The sequence below is a fragment of the Catellatospora methionotrophica genome, from assembly GCF_011297335.1.
Taxonomy (GTDB): Bacteria; Actinomycetota; Actinomycetes; order Mycobacteriales; family Micromonosporaceae; genus Catellatospora; species Catellatospora methionotrophica.
The window spans coordinates 1-16240 of sequence record NZ_JAAOTJ010000023.1; the positions used below are offsets into that span (position 1 = coordinate 1).

13 protein-coding genes and 1 pseudogene are annotated in these 16240 nt (G+C 71.2%); 7 read left to right on the top strand and 7 right to left on the bottom strand.

Annotated features, from left to right (window positions below; translation table 11 throughout):
* The 3 genes and pseudogenes from HAV40_RS32905 to HAV40_RS32915 form a co-directional block, all read left to right on the top strand.
* Nucleotides 1-251: pseudogene (locus HAV40_RS32905) on the top strand (carbohydrate ABC transporter permease); the annotation flags it as partial.
* A gap of 2 nt (nucleotides 252-253) precedes the next feature.
* Nucleotides 254-1276, top strand: a complete 1023-nt coding sequence (locus HAV40_RS32910) for a LacI family DNA-binding transcriptional regulator (RefSeq protein ID WP_166388190.1) — start codon at nucleotides 254-256, stop codon at nucleotides 1274-1276.
* Between the two features lie 138 nt (nucleotides 1277-1414).
* Nucleotides 1415-2437: a LacI family DNA-binding transcriptional regulator gene (locus tag HAV40_RS32915; protein ID WP_166388191.1), complete on the top strand. Its 1023-nt coding sequence runs from the start codon at nucleotides 1415-1417 to the stop codon at nucleotides 2435-2437.
* Between the two features lie 83 nt (nucleotides 2438-2520).
* Here the strand turns inward: HAV40_RS32915 and HAV40_RS32920 are convergent, their stop codons facing one another.
* The 4 genes from HAV40_RS32920 to HAV40_RS32935 form a co-directional block, all read right to left on the bottom strand.
* The gene (locus HAV40_RS32920) at nucleotides 2521-3129 is read right to left on the bottom strand and encodes a dihydrofolate reductase family protein (protein ID WP_166388192.1); all 609 of its coding nucleotides are present in this window, start codon (nucleotides 3127-3129) and stop codon (nucleotides 2521-2523) included.
* Between the two features lie 70 nt (nucleotides 3130-3199).
* Nucleotides 3200-5293, bottom strand: coding sequence for a diguanylate cyclase (locus HAV40_RS32925; RefSeq protein ID WP_166388193.1), 2094 nt, complete (start codon nucleotides 5291-5293; stop codon nucleotides 3200-3202).
* Between the two features lie 194 nt (nucleotides 5294-5487).
* Nucleotides 5488-7149 carry a beta-1,3-glucanase family protein gene (locus HAV40_RS32930; protein WP_166388194.1) on the bottom strand — a complete coding sequence of 554 codons (1662 nt, stop codon included), beginning with the start codon at nucleotides 7147-7149 and terminating at the stop codon, nucleotides 5488-5490.
* Nucleotides 7150-7405: 256 nt separating this feature from the next.
* Nucleotides 7406-8347 carry an alpha/beta hydrolase family protein gene (locus HAV40_RS32935; protein WP_166388195.1) on the bottom strand — a complete coding sequence of 314 codons (942 nt, stop codon included), beginning with the start codon at nucleotides 8345-8347 and terminating at the stop codon, nucleotides 7406-7408.
* A gap of 217 nt (nucleotides 8348-8564) precedes the next feature.
* Here HAV40_RS32935 and HAV40_RS32940 point away from each other — a divergent pair, with 217 nt between their 5' ends.
* Together HAV40_RS32940 and HAV40_RS32945 are read left to right on the top strand one after the other, a co-directional pair.
* Nucleotides 8565-8864, top strand: coding sequence for a hypothetical protein (locus HAV40_RS32940; protein WP_166388196.1), 300 nt, complete (start codon nucleotides 8565-8567; stop codon nucleotides 8862-8864).
* 56 nt (nucleotides 8865-8920) lie between these two features.
* Nucleotides 8921-9424 (top strand): hypothetical protein, encoded by a 504-nt coding sequence (locus tag HAV40_RS32945; protein WP_166388197.1) that lies wholly within the window; start codon nucleotides 8921-8923, stop codon nucleotides 9422-9424.
* A 103-nt stretch (nucleotides 9425-9527) separates the two neighbouring features.
* Here the strand turns inward: HAV40_RS32945 and HAV40_RS32950 are convergent, their stop codons facing one another.
* On the bottom strand, nucleotides 9528-9899 hold the full coding sequence (locus tag HAV40_RS32950; protein WP_166388198.1) for a DUF4267 domain-containing protein: 372 nt from the start codon (nucleotides 9897-9899) through the stop codon (nucleotides 9528-9530).
* Nucleotides 9900-9988: 89 nt separating this feature from the next.
* Here HAV40_RS32950 and HAV40_RS32955 point away from each other — a divergent pair, with 89 nt between their 5' ends.
* Both HAV40_RS32955 and HAV40_RS32960 read left to right on the top strand, forming a co-directional pair.
* The gene (locus HAV40_RS32955; protein WP_166388199.1) at nucleotides 9989-10561 is read left to right on the top strand and encodes a TetR/AcrR family transcriptional regulator; all 573 of its coding nucleotides are present in this window, start codon (nucleotides 9989-9991) and stop codon (nucleotides 10559-10561) included.
* A gap of 669 nt (nucleotides 10562-11230) precedes the next feature.
* Nucleotides 11231-14560 carry a S8 family serine peptidase gene (locus tag HAV40_RS32960; protein ID WP_203672198.1) on the top strand — a complete coding sequence of 1110 codons (3330 nt, stop codon included), beginning with the start codon at nucleotides 11231-11233 and terminating at the stop codon, nucleotides 14558-14560.
* 62 nt (nucleotides 14561-14622) lie between these two features.
* On the opposite strand, the gene HAV40_RS32965 is transcribed toward HAV40_RS32960, so the two are convergent.
* Nucleotides 14623-15249 carry an HAD family hydrolase gene (locus HAV40_RS32965; RefSeq protein WP_308441082.1) on the bottom strand — a complete coding sequence of 209 codons (627 nt, stop codon included), beginning with the start codon at nucleotides 15247-15249 and terminating at the stop codon, nucleotides 14623-14625.
* Complete coding sequence (locus tag HAV40_RS32970) at nucleotides 15246-16133, bottom strand: hypothetical protein (protein WP_203672190.1); 888 nt, start codon at nucleotides 16131-16133, stop codon at nucleotides 15246-15248. The genes HAV40_RS32965 and HAV40_RS32970 overlap by 4 nt, the downstream gene beginning before the upstream one ends.
* Between the last annotated feature and the right edge of the window lie 107 nt (nucleotides 16134-16240).

Below are 16240 nucleotides of genomic sequence, written 5' to 3' on the forward strand. Positions count from 1 at the left end.
CAGCCCTCGCCACCGTCACCGTCCTGGCCATCGTCGCCAGCTGGAACAACTTCTTCCTCCCCCTGGTCGTCTTCACCGACCAGACCTGGTGGACCCTGCCCGTAGGCGTCCAGGCCTTCCAAGGCCAATACGCCGACGACACCGCCAAAGTCCTCGCCTACGTCGTCCTGTCCATGATCCCCGCCCTCGGCTTCTACGCCATCGCCGAACGACAGCTCATCGGCGGCCTCGCCGGCAGCGTCAAGGGCTGAGGATGGACGCCTACCGGAAGGTGACCATCGCGGTCATCGCGCGGCTGGCCGGGGTGTCGGTGCCCACGGTCTCGCGCGTGATCAACGGCCGCTCCGACGTCTCACCGCAGACCCGCGAACGCGTCGAGGAACTGCTCACCCGCCACGGCTACCGCCGCCGCCCGCCGAGCATGCGGGCCAGTTCCGGTCTGATCGACCTGGTCTTCAACGACCTGGACAGCCCGTGGGCCGTCGAGATCATCCGCGGGGTCGAGGACGTCGCGCACGCGGCGGGCATCGGCACCGTGGTGTCGGCGATCCACCGGCGCACCTCGGCGGCCAAGCAGTGGCTGGAGAACCTGCGTGCCCGTTCCACCGAGGGCGTCATCTTCGTGACGTCCACCCTGGAACCTCCGCTGCAGGCCGAACTGCGCCGCCTCAACATCCCCGTCGTGATCGTCGACGCGGCCGGGGTGCCGCCGCAGGAGGCGCCGACCATCGGCGCGACCAACTGGGCCGGGGCGCTGCGGGCCACCGAATACCTCATCGGGCTCGGGCACCGGCGCATCGGCTTCATCGCCGGACCGCCGCAGCTGATGTGCAGCCGCGCCCGCATCGACGGCTACCGCGCCGCGCTGGAGGCCGCGGGCATCGCGATCGACGACAAGCTCGTCTATCCGGGCAACTTCTACCACGAGGCCGGGTTCTCCGGCGGCGGCCGGCTGCTGGGGCTGTCCGACCCGCCGACGGCGATCTTCGCCTCCAGCGACCAGATGGCCCTGGGCGTGTACGAGGCCATCCGCCAGCGCGGCCTGCGCGTGGCCGACGACGTCAGCGTCGTCGGCTTCGACGACCTGCCCGAAGTCCGCTGGTCCTCCCCGCCGCTGACCACCGTCCGGCAGCCGCTGTCCGAGATGGGCCTGCTGGCCGCGCGCACCGTACTGCGCCTGGCCCAGGGCGAGAAGATCGAGAGCCCGCGGGTGGAGCTGTCCACCGAACTGGTCGTACGCGACAGCGCCGCCGCGCCGCGCGGCTGCATCCGCTGACAAAATCTTGACCCGCAACATGTATCGGTAGTCGTATGAAACTTTCATGACTACGCTGTGCCCAGGCCGCCGGACCCCTGACCGGCGGCCGCGGGGACGGCATACCGCTGCCGTCGCGCCGGTCCCGAGGAGCTGTCTGTGGCTGAGAACGATACGCGCAAGGTCACCATCGCCGCGATCGCCGATCTGGCCGGGGTCTCCGTGCCCACGGTCTCCCGCGTGCTCAACGGCCGCTCCGATGTGGCCTCGCAGACCCGCGAGCGCGTCGAGGAACTGCTGACCCGGCACGGCTACCGCCGCCGCCCGTCCGCCGCGCGCACCAGCTCCGGCCTGCTGGACCTGGTCTTCCCCGACCTGGACAGCCCGTGGGCCGTCGAGATCATCCGGGGTGTCGAGGACGTGGCGCACGCCGCCGGGATCGGCACTGTGGTCACGGCCATCCACCGCCGCAACTCCTCGGCCCGGCAGTGGCTGGACAGCCTGCGCACCCGCGCCACCGAGGGCGTCATCTTCGTGACCTCGATGGTGGAGCCGCCGCTGCAGGCCGAACTGCGCCGGCTCAACATCCCCGTGGTGCTCGTCGACGCCGACGGCATCCCGCAGCAGGACGCGCCCACCGTCGGCGCGACCAACTGGGCCGGCGGCCTGGCCGCCACCGAGTACCTGATCCGGCTGGGCCACCGCCGCATCGGGTTCATCACCGGCCTGCCCCAGCTGATGTGCAGCCGGGCCCGGATGGACGGCTACCGGGCCGCCATGGAGTCGGCCGGGCTGCCGATCGACGACGACCTCATCCACCAGGGCGACTTCTACCATGAGTCCGGCTTCACCGGCGGCACCCGGCTGCTGCGGCTGCCCGACCCGCCGACGGCGATCTTCGCCTCGTGCGACCAGATGGCGCTGGGCGTGTACGAGGCCGTACGCCAGCAGGGGCTGCGGGTCGCCGACGACGTCAGCGTCGTCGGCTTCGACGACCTGCCCGAGGTGCGCTGGTCGTCGCCGCCGATGACCACCGTCCGCCAGCCCCTCGCCGAGATGGGCATGGTCGCCGCCCGCACCGTGCTGCGACTGGCCCGGGGCGAGCACGTGGAGAGCCCGCGCGTGGAGCTCGCCACCGAACTCGTCGTCCGCGACAGCGCCGGACCGCCGCGCGTTCGATAGGAGTACGCCGATAGTTTCCGGAAATTCCTCGACCCTCGGCGGCCGCCTTCGCCGATGGTGATCCGCCCCGGCGGCGGCCCCGATCAGGCCGCCGCCGGGCGCGCCACCTCGTAGCGCACGTGCGTGACCAGGTCCGTGTGCCGCACCCCGACCTGCACCAGGTCCGTGCGGTCGACACCCACGAACAGCCGCTCACCACGGCCGAGCAGCACCGGCGCGATGTGCAGCCGCAGCTCGTCGATCAGCCCGGCGTTGAGGAACTGGTTCACCGTCGCGGCCCCGCCCGCGATCGAGACGTTGCGCTCGCCCGCGGCGTCCCGCGCCCGCTCCATGGCCTCGCCGATCCCGCCGGTGACGAAGTGGAACACGGTGCCGCCCGCCATCTTCAGCGGCTCGCGCCCGTGGTGGGTGAGCACGAACACCGGCGCGCGGTACGGCGGCTCGTCGCCCCACCAGCCGGTCCAGTCCAGGTCCCAGTCGCCGCGGTCGGGGGTGAACATGTTTCGGCCCATGATGAACGCGCCCGCGTCGAGGATGGCCGACAACTCCTCGGCGTTGTCGTCGGGCTCGTCGAACATCCAGCGGTGCAGGCTCTGCCCGACCCCGTCGCCGAACGGCGCGTCCAGGCGCTGGTTCAGTCCCGAGGTGTAACCGTCCACCGACATCGCCATGTCGCAGGTGACCTTGCTCATCGTCTTGCTCCTCGTCGATCGCGGGGCGGCCGCCCCGTCTGACCATAGGTCGGAGCGGACCGGCGGTTCTCTACACGGCGTGGGCGGGTCGTGCGGGCCGGTCGTCGAACCAGGCGGGGTCGTCGACGGCACCGTCGTCGAGCAGCGCGAGGAAGGCGTCGAGTACGACGGGATCGAAGCGGGTTCCGCGTTCCCGGACGAGCGCGTCGCGGCAGGGCGGCCGGGCGGCCACGGGGCGCTGGGGACCGGCCGCACGCAGGTCGGCCCAGGCGTCGCAGACGGCGATGATGCGTGCCTCGACGGGGATGTCCGCGCCGGCCAGCCCGTACGGGTAGCCGGTGCCGTCGTAGCGCTCGTGGTGGGCGGCTACCACCGGCGCGAGGTCCGGCCGCGCGGCCAGTTCGACGAGCAGCCGGGCGCCCTGGGCGGGGTGGCCCCGCGCGTCGGCCCGGTGGTCGCCGTCGGGCTGGTCGGGCTGCCGGGTGGCCAGGCGGGTGATCAGGCCGATGTCGTGCACGCGGGCGGCGGCCGCGGTGCGCCGCTGCGCCGCCTCGTCCAGGCCCAGCCGCGACGCGGTGCGAAACGCCCAGCGTGACACCGCTGCGGCGGACTCCTGGTCGCCGAGCGCCCGGTCGATCCGGTCGGCCATCCAGACCAGCGCCGGGGGCAGGTCGGCGACCGGGTCGGCGGCGGTCGGTGAGAGCTGTCCCGAGCCGACGACCCGGTCGCGGCCGAGCGCCTTGGCCCGGTAGACGGCCTGGTCGGCCTCGTTGATGAGGGCGTCGGTGTCGACCCGGCCGCGCAGGCCGGGTTCGGCGGTGGCGACCCCGAGCGACGCGGTGAGCAGGACGGGTTCGGCCATCCCGGGGACGATCACCGGGGTGCTGCGCAGCGTCTGGCGCAGCCGCTCGGCGAGTTCGTACGCGGCCTGAGCGCCGGTGCCGGGCAGCAGGCAGACGAACTCCTCCCCGCCGTAGCGGCACAGCAAATCGCTGCCGCGTACCTCCCGGCGCAGGCGCTGGCCGACGTCGGTGAGCACGGCGTCGCCGACGGTGTGGCCGTAGGTGTCGTTCACCTCCTTGAAGTGGTCGAGGTCGATCAGGACCAGGCTGAGCGGCAGGCCACGGCGGTCGGAGCGCTCGGCCTCGACGTCGATCATCTCCTTGAAGAAGCGCCGGTTGTACAGGCCGGTGAGCTGGTCGGTGATCGCTGCGGTGCGCAGGCCCTGGGTGAGCCGGGCCCGGTCCCGGGTGGCCACCACCTGCCGCACCAGCAGACCCAGCAGCAACAGGGTGGTCACCACCAGCGTGACCAGGCTGAGTCGGCCTACCAGCACCAGATCGGCGACGGCCAGGCCGCCGACGGCGAGCACGGCCACCACGACGGGCAGGAACGCCAGGTCCGGCTCGACGGTGCGGGGCTGGTCGGCTTCGGCGCGGCGGCCCGCGACGACGGCCGCGACGCACAGCAGCACGGCCTCGATCTGCCAGCCGAGGTTCACCCAGCTGTCACTCTGGTACCGGCTCACGGCCGTGAGGTAGGCGTACGCGCCGTCGGTGACGGCGGCCAGGCCGAACGACATACCCACGACGATCATCGAGCGGGGCACGTGGCGCGCGCCGCTGAGCAGGACCGCGACCAGGATGCTGACGATGCTGACGGAGAACACCGGGTAGAGGAAGGTGACCACCGCGGCGGCGTTCCAGGCGCTGGGTACGAGCGGGCTGATCAGCGTCTGCCAGCCGATCGCCGCGGCGCCCGCGGCGACGAGCAGCGCGTCGAGCAGTCCCTGGGTCCGGCCGAGCACGCCCAGGCCCAGGCCGATCACGATGGCGGGCAGCGCCACGGCGTACGAGAGCAGGTAGGCCGCGTCGGCGAACGACGGTACGGGTGCGCCCTGTGGGGCTATGTAGGAGTAGACGGCCCAGGTGGACTCGCCGATCAGCCACAGCGAATTCGACACGACCAGCATCCGCCACGCGGTGCCGACGCGCTGGCGGGTGTGGCGCGCGGCGTAGACGGCCAGCGCGACCGCGGCCATGATGGGCGCCAGGTAGAGGACCTCGCCGACGAAGCGGGAGGCGTCGGGGGAGTGCCTGGTGGTCTTGAGCAGGATCGCGTAGACGATCACCCAGACCGCGCCCACCAGGGCGACGCCCAGCACGGCCCGGTCGGGTCCGGCTGCGGCCGTCCGGGTCTCGCGTGCGCCATCCTCCGCCGCCGTGACGAGCCTCCGGTGGTGAAAGGAAACTACTCTCCGTCACAAGTCTGGCACAGGGCCTGGTGGCGGGACCCGTCGTGACGGACAGCGGCCGGGGCCGCCGGGATGATCACACCCGGCGGCCCCGGCTCTGGTGCTCAGGACTGGGCGGTCAGCCGGAAGGACTGCGCACCAGAGCCGTTGCACGTGTACTGCACCAGCTGGACGCTGTCGGCCGTGGAGGCCGCGGGCACGTCCAGGCACTTGCCGCTGTGGCGGGACACGAAGTGGTAGTACCCGCCGCCCTCGGACACGGGCAGCCACTGCTGGTTGTTGCCGCCGCCGTAGGCCCACAGGTGGATCGTGGCGTTGTCGGCGGCCGACACCCCGTTGACGTCCAGCACCTGCGCGGGGTTGTTGCGGTTGTTGATCCGCACGTAGCCGCCGCTGGTCGGCTGGAACAGGTACTGCTGGGCGAAGCTGTTGTTGCAGGTGTACTGCTGGATGGCGGTGCCGTTGGCGGTGCCGGAGGCGCGGGCGTCGACGCACTTGCTGCTCGTCTTGTTGATCACGCTATACCAGGTGGTCGACGAGATCGGGCCGCCACCGGGCGGGTTGCCGCCGGCGCCGAACGGGCTCAGCACGATGCTGGCCGAGCGCGGGTCGCCGTCGTGGACCAGCGACTCGAACGCGCCGACGTCGTCGAACGCGAACGCGTACGCCTTGCCGTCGGCCATGTTCGAGTGAATGATCTTGGCGTACTGGTTGGTGGGGCTGTTCTGGTAGAACTGGCCCGCGTTGGTGCTGGGCTGGGTGTCGACGGTGCCCAGCGTGCCGCGGTTGAGCGCGGCGCACAGGGTGCGCGCGATCGGCCCGACGACCAGGTCGTTGGGTGCGCCCAGGTTGCCGTCGCAGCCCCACACGTGGGCGCTGGTCGGCTTGTTGAACGAGGCGACCTGCTGGCCGGCGGAGTTGGTGAAGTTCATGACGTTGCCGCTGGTCCGCCCGAAGTAGCGGGTGTTGGGCTGGTCGGTGAACGGCACCACGGTCAGCGTCTTGGACGCGTAGGCGTTCCACGCCGAGTTGATGTAACCGTCGAGGTAGGTGGAGCTGAACAGGCCCGCTCCGGCCGCCTTGCCCGGGGCGAGCACGCGCAGCACGGTGCCGTCCGAGGGGCGGGTGTAGACGGTGTTCGCCCAGCCCGACTGGGCCCGGATCTGGTTGATGACGTTGTTGCGGCCGTCGGACACGACGTCGCCGGTGCGCTTGGTCGCCCCGGACGCGCCGGTCACGGTCACCGCGTGCGGGACCGAGAACATGTCGACCTGCGAACTGTTGATCCACAGCCCGTCGTTGTTGTAGGTGAACTCGCTCCAGTCGAACAGGATGTTGTAGTTCGCGTCGCCGGACGCCCACGGTGCGGGCTGGACCAGGCCGTCGGGGGTGAGGAAGAACTTGAGCTTCTCGCCGAAGGAGAAGTAGGCCCGGCCGGAGAAGCCGCGCGGAAAGCGGATGGTGCTGCTGGCGCCGTTGCCGGGACCGGCGATCGACACGTCGGGTGCGGGCGAGGGCGGCAGCTGCCCGCCGGTCCACGGTGTGAAGCCGCCGCCGCTGTTGACGTAGCCGAGGCGGCCGGTGGACAGCTGCACGCCGATGACGTACAGGTAGACCGCGTCGCCGCGGCCGGTGTTGTTGGTGACGGTGACGGGGAGCGGGTCGGGTCCGATCGCCTGGGCGGGCGAGGCGGTCGCGGCCACGGCCAGCGGGACGGCCAGCGCGGTCGCGGCGAGCACGCCGAGGACCTTTCTTCTGGTACGCATCGCGGAACCTCACATTCGAGATGAGGTGGACGGATCCCGCAGCGGGCGACTGCGAGAGCGCTCTCCAAGCTCCGGATCGGGTCAGGGCTGCGACCGGCGTGACTGCGATGCAGGGCTACATCGCGGCGAGCCAGGCTTCCGGGTGCGTGAGAGAGCGCTCTCACGATACGATGCGCGCAAATCCCGGTCAATAGATGCTCAGCGATGACATGGTGAGGCCGGACCGCCCCGTGGCGGCCCGGCCTGTTCGTTCGGCTCAGTACACGAACTCGGCGGTCACGTTCGCGTCGACGAGGTCGCCGAAGCCGTAGACCCAGGCCTGGCCGACCGGGTCGCCCAGCTGCGCGCGCAGCCAGTAGGCGCTCCACCGGGCCGCGGTCTCCACGCTCTGCGCCTGGGCGAGGGTCTGCGGGGACAGGTCCGGCCGCGCCCCGGCCGGGTTCTGCGTGTTGGTGATGCCGTAGTGGTTCACGCCGAGCAGGCTCACGTACAGCTTCGGCGGCGAGGTGAGCGCGTGGTAGGTGGCGTACCCGTTGGCCGGGCTGCCGATGCCGTCGGCGCTGGCCTGGATCAGGGCGACCGGGACGGTGTTGGCGACCGGCGGGGTGGTGCCGGTGCCGGGCTGGGTGTTGTTGGTTCCGTACAGTGCGACGGCCTTGAGCTGCGGCGGAGCGGGCGCGGGCACGGTGCAGAACGGCGGGGTGCACAGCCCGGTGGTCAGGTTGAGCGCCGCCGCGCCGCCGAAGGAGTGCCCGAGCAGCAGCAGCCGGCTCGGGTCGAGCGCGCCCAGCAGCGGCGAGCCGGTGCGGGCGTTCTCGGTCTGCGCCCAGTTCACGGTCCAGCCGGCCTGCGCGCCGGTGGCGTAGAGGCCCGGCTGGCCGAACAGCACCTGGAAGTGGTTGGGCACCACGACCGCGAAGCCGTACGAGGCGACCTTGCTCGCGTAGCCGGAGTAGTGGGCCTTGTCCACATTGGCGCCCTGCAGCAGCAGCACGACCGGCCACGGGTCGTGCGGCGAGCCGGTGACCGGGTGGTAGACGTCGGCGGCGTCGCCGTTGACGGTGCTGGCGTACACGGCGACAGAGGAGTAGGCCGCGGCGGCGGGCGCGGGCACCGCCAGCACCGCGGTCACGGCGGCGAGGGCGGCGGTGAGCGCGGCGACGGCGGTGCGCCGTACACGGTGGGTCGAGGTCCTCAAGGCGATGCTCCGTTTCTGTAGGCGAAACAGTGTTTCGTATAGAGAGACATCTTGGAGACTGTGGCGACCTACGTCAATGCGTCGCTCCCGCGTCGATCGATGCGCAAACCGACGCAAACCTGAACGAGTGCTTCCGGACGGCGGCCCGGACCACGCATCATCAAGGAGGAGACCTCGACGGTTTCCACAGGTAACCAGGGGTGAGAGGAGCGCCGTCATGGGCACCGAGGAAAAACTGGCCAACCTGTCGCGCCGGTTCGTGGCGCGCACCGTGCACACCGTCGGGCACCTGTTCGGCAACCCACGCTGGGAGATGGCCGGCCACCTGCTGGGAGCCCAAGCCGACGACGATGCCGCCCGGGAGAAGAGCAAGGACGACCTCAAAGCCCTCGAAGCGGTGAGCCGCTTCGCCTCCGAACGGCCCGGCCTGATCGACACCCAGCGCATCGCACCGGTCGCGACGACCGGCACGATGCCCCGTTCGCACCCCCGGCCGTCCGCCGCAGACATAGCATGACCTGCGACAGCCGGTGACAGACCGCTGATGCGCGTGCGAGGTCGGGGGAGCGAGCAATGACCACAGCCATCCTGAACACGCTCACCGAGGACGAGATGATGCTGATCCGCGACACCGAGCGCGAACAGCTCGCCGGACTCGACGAGGACGGCCTGCTCGACCTGCACGATCGCATCCGGCGGGCCCGCAACAAGTACGTCAAGCTCTACCGCCGCCAGTCCGGTCTGCGCGTCGCCGAGTCCGGCGGCCGCGGCAAGGCCAACCCCAAGGGCACCCGCGACCGGCAGAAGGCCGAGGTCTTCGAGGACGCGCTCGCCCGGGTCAGCCGGGCCGTGGCGACCGCCGCCCGCGCGAGCGCGCAGCAGCTCAAGTCCGAGCGACTGCAGATGGCCAAGGACAGCCGCAACACCAACCCGCCCCGGCCGTCGCGCCCACCGGTGAAAGCCCGTCCGGGCAGCCAGGTGACCGACCGGTCGCCGGACTCGCCAGGACTGCGCAAACGGCAGGCCTCCTCGCGGGCAGCCGGGGCACGCCGCCAGGCCGGGCGCGACAGCCGTTAGCTTGCGCCGCGCCGCGAAGATCGCTGTTCGGTGTCGAAACCTCGGCTTGCACCGCGGTTTCCGACACCGGACAGCGATCCTCGCGTCTTTCGGCCGGCCGCACTCAGACGGCGAACAGCAGCGCGGCGCTGATGAGCACGACGACGGCGGTGGCGAAGTGGATGCCGAACGCGACCGCCTTCGTGCCGCCGTTGCGTAGCACGATCACGGTGTCGGCCAGCGGGATCAGGGCCACGACGAGCATGAACCAGGCCTCGGCGTGGGCTCCGGCGAAGGCGAGCAGGGCCAGGCCGAGGATGCCGTACGTGAGGTCGCGTACGCCCTTGACGGTCAGGTAGGCGGCGTCGCCGCCGGGCTTGGCGGGCACGCCGTAGCCGGCCGCCGACGCCTGCGGGACGAGCAGGAAGCGCAGGCCGATGAACACGATGAACAGGTCGAGCACGATCGCGAGCCCGTAGGCGGTGGGGGTGAGCATGGCGTACTCCTCGAAATCTAGCGGCGCTAGGAACGAGAGCGACACTAACATAGCTTTGACAGGGTCGCTAGCGACGCTAGAATCAGGCCATGTCGACGTCTAAGCGCCGCGAGCGCGAACTGGCCGAACGTGAACGGCTCATCGTCACGGCCGCCCGCGACCTCGCCGAGGCGCAGGGCTGGGACGCCGTCACCACGCGGCGGCTGGCCGAGATCATCGAATACAGCCAGCCCGTGCTCTACAGCCACTTCAAGGGCAAGGACGCCATCATGGCGGCGGTCGCCGTCGAAGGTTGCGCGGAACTCGCTGTGCTGCTGCGCGCGGCCCGCACGGGCGCAGCCGACGGCGTGGCGGCGCTCGCCGCGGTCGCCCATGCGTACACCGACTTCGCCGAGCAGCGGCCCGCGCTGTACGAAGCGATCTTCGCGCTCGCGGTCGGGCTGCCGTTCGCGACCCCGGCCGCCCCCGCGCCCCTGCAGGAGGCGTTCGGCGAGCTGCTCGAAGTGGTGCGGCCGCTCGTCGGCGACGACGACCTCGGGGTGCGCACCGAGGTGTTCTGGGCCAGCCTGCACGGGCTTGCCACCCTCATGCGCGACGGCCGTCTGCTCCCTGACGGTCGTGAACAGCGGCTCGCCGTGCTGCTCGACCGCTTCGGCGATTGAGCCGACGCGGTCGAACGCCGACGTCGAACCCCACGATGCCGGAACGGCCGACCGGATCACCTCCAGCCGAGGCCGTCGACGACCGCACCACCTGCGCGGCCCCCGCTCCCGGCCGCGGGGCCGCGCCCGCGGCCGGGAGCCTGAGATCCTCCCCGAGACCGGGACCGAGACCGAGACCGAGACCGAGAGCCGTCGGCGCGACCAGGCCGAGGTGTGCGACTGGGCGAGCCTCTCGGCGCTGGAGCGCTCAGCTTCCGGGTCACCGCGCGCGCTGCGGCACATTGCGAGCCGCAAGGGCCCGCAGTGACCACGTGAATGGGCGAAGAAGGAATGTCCGGACATAGGCGGAGCGACGCCATCGGTCGATTCCTGACGTGCATTTGCTTCATCGTCGGCGGCCGTGGCGGCGATACTCGCCCGCCGGTGTCGACGGTGCTCGCCATGGCGGCATAGAGCTGCGTCGACGTCACCGATTCGGCCGACCTGGGTCATCGTTTGGGTCCTGTTCGGACACTGTTCGACGGCGTTCTGACCGTTGGGACCCTGGTGCCGGATTGCCTTCTTGTGCAACGATCCCTTCGCATTCCCTTCAGCGGCGCTCTCCTGTTTCGGACCGCTCTGCGGCTCCGTGCGCCGCCACCTCCGCTCATGCCCTAGAAAGGTGTCCGGATGAGATCACCCAGGTGGCTACGAGCTGCGTTCGTGGGGGTTCTCGTCGTGCCGCTGACCGGCGCGACGTGGACCACTCCCGGAATGGCGGCTCCGCAGCCCTCGCCCTTCAAGGCGAACAAGGTGACGGCGACCTCGCACATCACGGCGGACAAGACCCCCAGCAGCCGCCTCGCGCAGACGGACCCGTCGCTGCTCGGCCGCACCGACACCGCGCTGCTGCCGGTGCTGGTGAAGCTCGACGTCGACGCGGTGGCGACCTACGCCGGCGGCATCGACGGCTACGCCGCGACCAGCCCGCGCGTCACCGGCAAGAAGCTGTCCGGCAACGCCGCGGAGAAGCGCTACGAGGGCTACCTCGCCCAGCGTGAGGACGCGTTCGTCAAGGCCCTCGGCAACGTCAAGGGCGCCAAGGCCGGGCAGCGGCTGCGCACCGTCTACGGCGGTGTCGCGGCGACCGTTCCCGCCAACAAGATCGCCGACGTGCTGAAGATCCCCGGCGTGTCCGCGGTGCAGAAGGACGAGCTGCGCCAGCCGCTCACCGACGCCAGTGCCCCGTTCATCGGCGCGACCTCGCTCTACCCGGGCCTGGGCGGCACCGCCAACGCGGGCAAGGGCGTCATCATCGGTGTCATCGACACCGGCGCGTGGCCGGAGCACCCGTCCTTCGCCGACCAGGGCAACCTGGGCGCCCCGCCGGCCAAGGCCGACGGCACGGCCCGTGAGTGCGACTTCGGCGACAACCCGCTGACCCCCGCCACGGACGTCTTCGTCTGCAACCACAAGCTCATCGGCGGTGGCAAGTTCCTCGACACCTACGACGCGCAGACCGGTGACGACGTCTACCACTCCGCGCGTGACAGCGGTGGCCACGGCACCCACACCGCGTCGACCTCGGCCGGCAACAAGCTCGCCTCGGCGATGGTGTTCGGCGTCGAGCGCGGCCCGCTGAACGGCGTCGCGCCGGGCGCGTGGCTGTCGGTCTACAAGGCGCTGGGCCCGCAGGGCGGCTTCAGCTCCGACCTGGCCGCCGCCGCGCAGCAGGCGATCCTCGACGGCGTATCGGTCATCAACTACTCGATCTCGGGTGGCAGCAACCCGTTCACCGACGCGGTGGAGCTCACGTTCCTCGACGCGTACGCCGCGGGCGTGTTCGTGTCGGCCTCGGCCGGCAACTCGGGCCCGGGTTCGGCGACCACCGACCACGTGTCCCCGTGGGTCACCACGGTCGCGGCGTCGACCCAGACCCGCGAGTTCGTGTCCACGCTGACCCTCAAGTCGGGTGCGGACACCCTGGTGCTGACCGGCGCGTCGATCACCGCCGGGATCGGCGAGCTGCCCGTGGTGATGTCGTCGTCCTACGGCGACCCGCTGTGCCAGAGCGCGGCCCCGGCCTCGGTCGCGGGCAAGATCGTGGCCTGCCAGCGCGGCGTCAACGCCCGCGTCGAGAAGGGCTACAACGTCAAGGCGGGCGGCGCGGCAGGCATGATCCTGTTCAACGCCGCGCTGGCCGACATCGAGACCGACAACCACTACCTGCCGACGGTGCACCTGGCCGACGGCACGCAGTTCAACGCGTTCGTGACCGCGCACCCCGCGGGCATCACCGCGTCCTTCACCGCCGGGCAGAAGCAGAACGGCCAGGGCGACGTGATGGCGGCGTTCTCGTCGCGCGGACCGGGCGGGCTGGGCATCAAGCCCGACATCACCGCGCCCGGTGTGCAGATCCTGGCCGGTAACACGCCCACCCCGGACGCCATCGACGGCGGCCCGGCGGGCGAGTACTTCCAGGCGATCGCCGGCACCTCGATGTCCGCTCCGCACATCGCGGGCGCGGCCGTGCTGCTCAAGGCCGCGCACCCGACGTGGACGCCCGGCCAGATCAAGTCCGCCATGATGACGACGGCCAAGACGTCGGTCGTCAAGGAGGACACGGTCACCCCGGCCGACCCGTTCGACACCGGTTCGGGTCGTCTCGACCTGACGAAGGCGTCCAACCCGGGCATCACCTTCGACGAGACCGCCGAGCGGATGTTCTCGCTGGGCAACGACCCGAACGCGGCCGTGCACCTGAACCTGCCGTCGGTCAACGTGCCGGTCCTGCCGGGCCGGGTCTCCACGTTCCGCACGGCGACCAACGTGAGCAGCAAGGCGCAGACGTACAACGTGACCACGTCCGCCCCGGCGGGTAGCAAGATCACGGTTGCGCCGGCGACGTTCACGCTGAACCCGGGCAAGTCCAAGGCGCTGAAGATCACGATCGAGTCGAGCGCGCCCACCGGGCAGTACTTCGGCCAGATCGACCTGGACGCGACCCGGGCCGGCATGCCGACCCTGCACCTGCCGGTGGCGTTCGTGCCGCAGCAGGGCAGCGTCAGCCTGACCAGCACCTGCGCCGCGGGCTCGATCCCGCTGTCGGGCAACACCACCTGCACGGTGACCGCGACGAACAACTCGTTCGCCGACGCCACCGCCGACTTCAAGACGGTGCTCAACGGCAAGCTCAAGGCCACCGGCGCGACCGGTGCCACCGTGAGCACGCCGTGGCTGGTCACCAAGAACGGCGTCACGCTGACCGGTGCCAAGCCCGGCGTGCCGTCGATCGACCCCGGTGCCGGACCGGCGGGCTACATCCCGCTGGCGGCGTTCGGCATCACGCCCGACCCGCTCGGTGACGAGTCCGTCGTCAACTACACCGTGCCGCCGTACGTCTACAACGGCATCACGTACACCTCCATCGGAGTGCTGTCCAACGGCTACGCGGTCGTCGGCGGCGCCACCAGCGAGGACAACAACTGCTGCAACCTGACCCAGATCCCGGACCCGGCCCGCCCGAACAACGTGCTGGCCCCGTTCTGGAGCGACCTCGACGGCACCAACGACGAGGGCATCCGGGTCGCGACGCTGACCGACGGCGTCAGCACCTGGCTGGTGCTGGAGTGGCAGGTCGACGTGTGGGGCACCAACTCCAACCGTCACTTCCAGATCTGGATCGGCGTCAACGGCACGCAGGACATCTCCTACGCGTACGACGCGGCCGCGCTGCCCGCCGACCCGAACGGGCAGGCGTACATCGTGGGCGCGGAGAGCGCCGACGGCACCGGCGGCGAGCAGCTCCCGGTCGGCACCCTGCCGACCCAGGACCTGGTCGTCACCAGCACCGACCCGGCTCCGGGCGGCACGGCGTCGTACACGGTCAACGTGCGCGGCATCCAGACCGGCTTCGGCGCGCTGACCACCGAGATGATCGCGTCCACCGTGCCCGGTGTGACCGTCGTCAGCTCCGCGGTGATCGTGCGTCCGGCCGGTACGGCCGGTATGCAGCCCTGATCACGGTGAACTGAAAGCCGGGGTGCGCGAACCTGCGCACCCCGGCTTTTGCGTGTACCCGGTCAGGCCGCCGCACGCTGCCAGGGCGGCGGCACGCGTACCCATGCCATGCCCGCCGCGGTCGCCGCCGCGACGCCCAGGTCGGTGTCCTCGAACACCACGCAGTGCTCCGGCGCGACCCCCAGCCGCTGCGCGGCCAGCAGGAACGCCTCCGGGTCGGGCTTGGCCCGCGTGTAGTCCTCCGCGCACACCATCAGGTCGAACCGGTCCAGCAGCCCCAGCGTCGTCAGCGACCTGGCGACCGACGCGCGGGCACCGCCGGACACCACCGCGAACGGGACCCGCCCGTGGGCGTGCTCGATGTGCGCCAGCACTTCCGGCACCGCGGTCAGCTGCGGCAGCAGCTCCTGGTACAGACCCTCGCGGCGTTCGTCGACCTCGGCCGGCGGCATGGCCAGCCCGCGCGTGCTGTTCAGGTCGGCGATGATGTCGGGCACCGTACGCCCGCCCCAGGCGTAGAACAGATCCTCGGGGAAGTCGCAGCCCCACTCGCCGACCGCCTGCGACCACGCCCGGTAGTGCAGCGGCATCGAGTCGGCGACGGTGCCGTCGCAGTCGAACAGGTAGGCCCGGAACTCCCCGGGCGGCAGCGGCAGCATCACCCGCAGCAGGCTACCGGGGCCGATCACAGGCTCAGCACGTGCCAGGTCCAGCCGGACGCGGGGCGCACGTACAGGTGGCGTCCACGGCCGACGGTCTGGATCCGGCCGCGCAGCGGGCCGCCGTCCGGCCGGGTGAGCACCGCTTCGTCAACCACGACGACCTCGTCGTCGGTCAGCCGGCAGTAGTGCAGGCTGCCGGTCCCGTCGCAGCCGAGCAGGAGCAGCCGGTCACCGTGCACAGCCAGGCCCGAGGGGCGGCCGAGGGGGTTGCGCCGCAACCGGACGCGCCCGTCGGCGTGGGCCTGCAGGAGCGGGAACGTCGGGTAGTACACGGCCCAGGCCATCCGGTCGTCGACATTGAACGCGTACACGGTATCGATGTAAGCCACGCCCGGCGGGGCGGAGTAGCCCCACTGCCGGTTGCCGCCGCTGTCCCAGCGGACCAGGCCGGAGGCGCTGATCGGATCGACGTAGACGCCCTCGTCGAAGTAGGCGCTCCACAGATGGTGGTGCCGGTCGGCCAGCACCTGCTCGACCGCGGTGCCCATGTCGAACGAGCGCCGCCGCCGGCCGTCACGGCCATAGATCTGGGCGCCGCCCGCATGGTCTGCGGTGCGCCCCTGCAGGAGCACCCGCTCGTTGGGCAGCGTGTCCAGATGGCTCGGCCGCAGGTCGACGCCCCGCAGGACCCGTTCGCGGACGGCGGTTCCGTCGCTGCTGACGAGTACGCCGTCATAGGGATAGCGCGACGGCCGGGCGTAGTGCCCGCCGTGCGTGACCGGTACCAGACCCACCTGCGGGCAGAGGAACCACTGTGCCCTGCCCCACGCGTCCACGGTGGTGGCCAGGACCTGGCGGTCGTCGTACTGCCGGGGCAGCCGGGCGTGCGAGAGCAGCGCCACCTGCCTCAAGAAATCACCTCGCGGGCGAAGGAACGCGACCGTGGCATCCTCGCAGACCCAGCGGCCCCCCGCTGTCCAGGCGGCGGGCCGCCGCCCCGGACAGCGGATGCCGGGCG

Coding starts and splice junctions, on each gene's coding strand:
- HAV40_RS32920 (WP_166388192.1), bottom strand. CDS start 3,129: ATGAGCAAGGTCACCTGCGACATGGCGATGTCGGTGGACGGTTACACC.
- HAV40_RS32960 (WP_203672198.1), top strand. CDS start 11,231: ATGAGATCACCCAGGTGGCTACGAGCTGCGTTCGTGGGGGTTCTCGTC.
- HAV40_RS32910 (WP_166388190.1), top strand. CDS start 254: ATGGACGCCTACCGGAAGGTGACCATCGCGGTCATCGCGCGGCTGGCC.
- HAV40_RS32955 (WP_166388199.1), top strand. CDS start 9,989: ATGTCGACGTCTAAGCGCCGCGAGCGCGAACTGGCCGAACGTGAACGG.
- HAV40_RS32950 (WP_166388198.1), bottom strand. CDS start 9,899: ATGCTCACCCCCACCGCCTACGGGCTCGCGATCGTGCTCGACCTGTTC.
- HAV40_RS32940 (WP_166388196.1), top strand. CDS start 8,565: ATGGGCACCGAGGAAAAACTGGCCAACCTGTCGCGCCGGTTCGTGGCG.
- HAV40_RS32930 (WP_166388194.1), bottom strand. CDS start 7,149: ATGCGTACCAGAAGAAAGGTCCTCGGCGTGCTCGCCGCGACCGCGCTG.
- HAV40_RS32945 (WP_166388197.1), top strand. CDS start 8,921: ATGACCACAGCCATCCTGAACACGCTCACCGAGGACGAGATGATGCTG.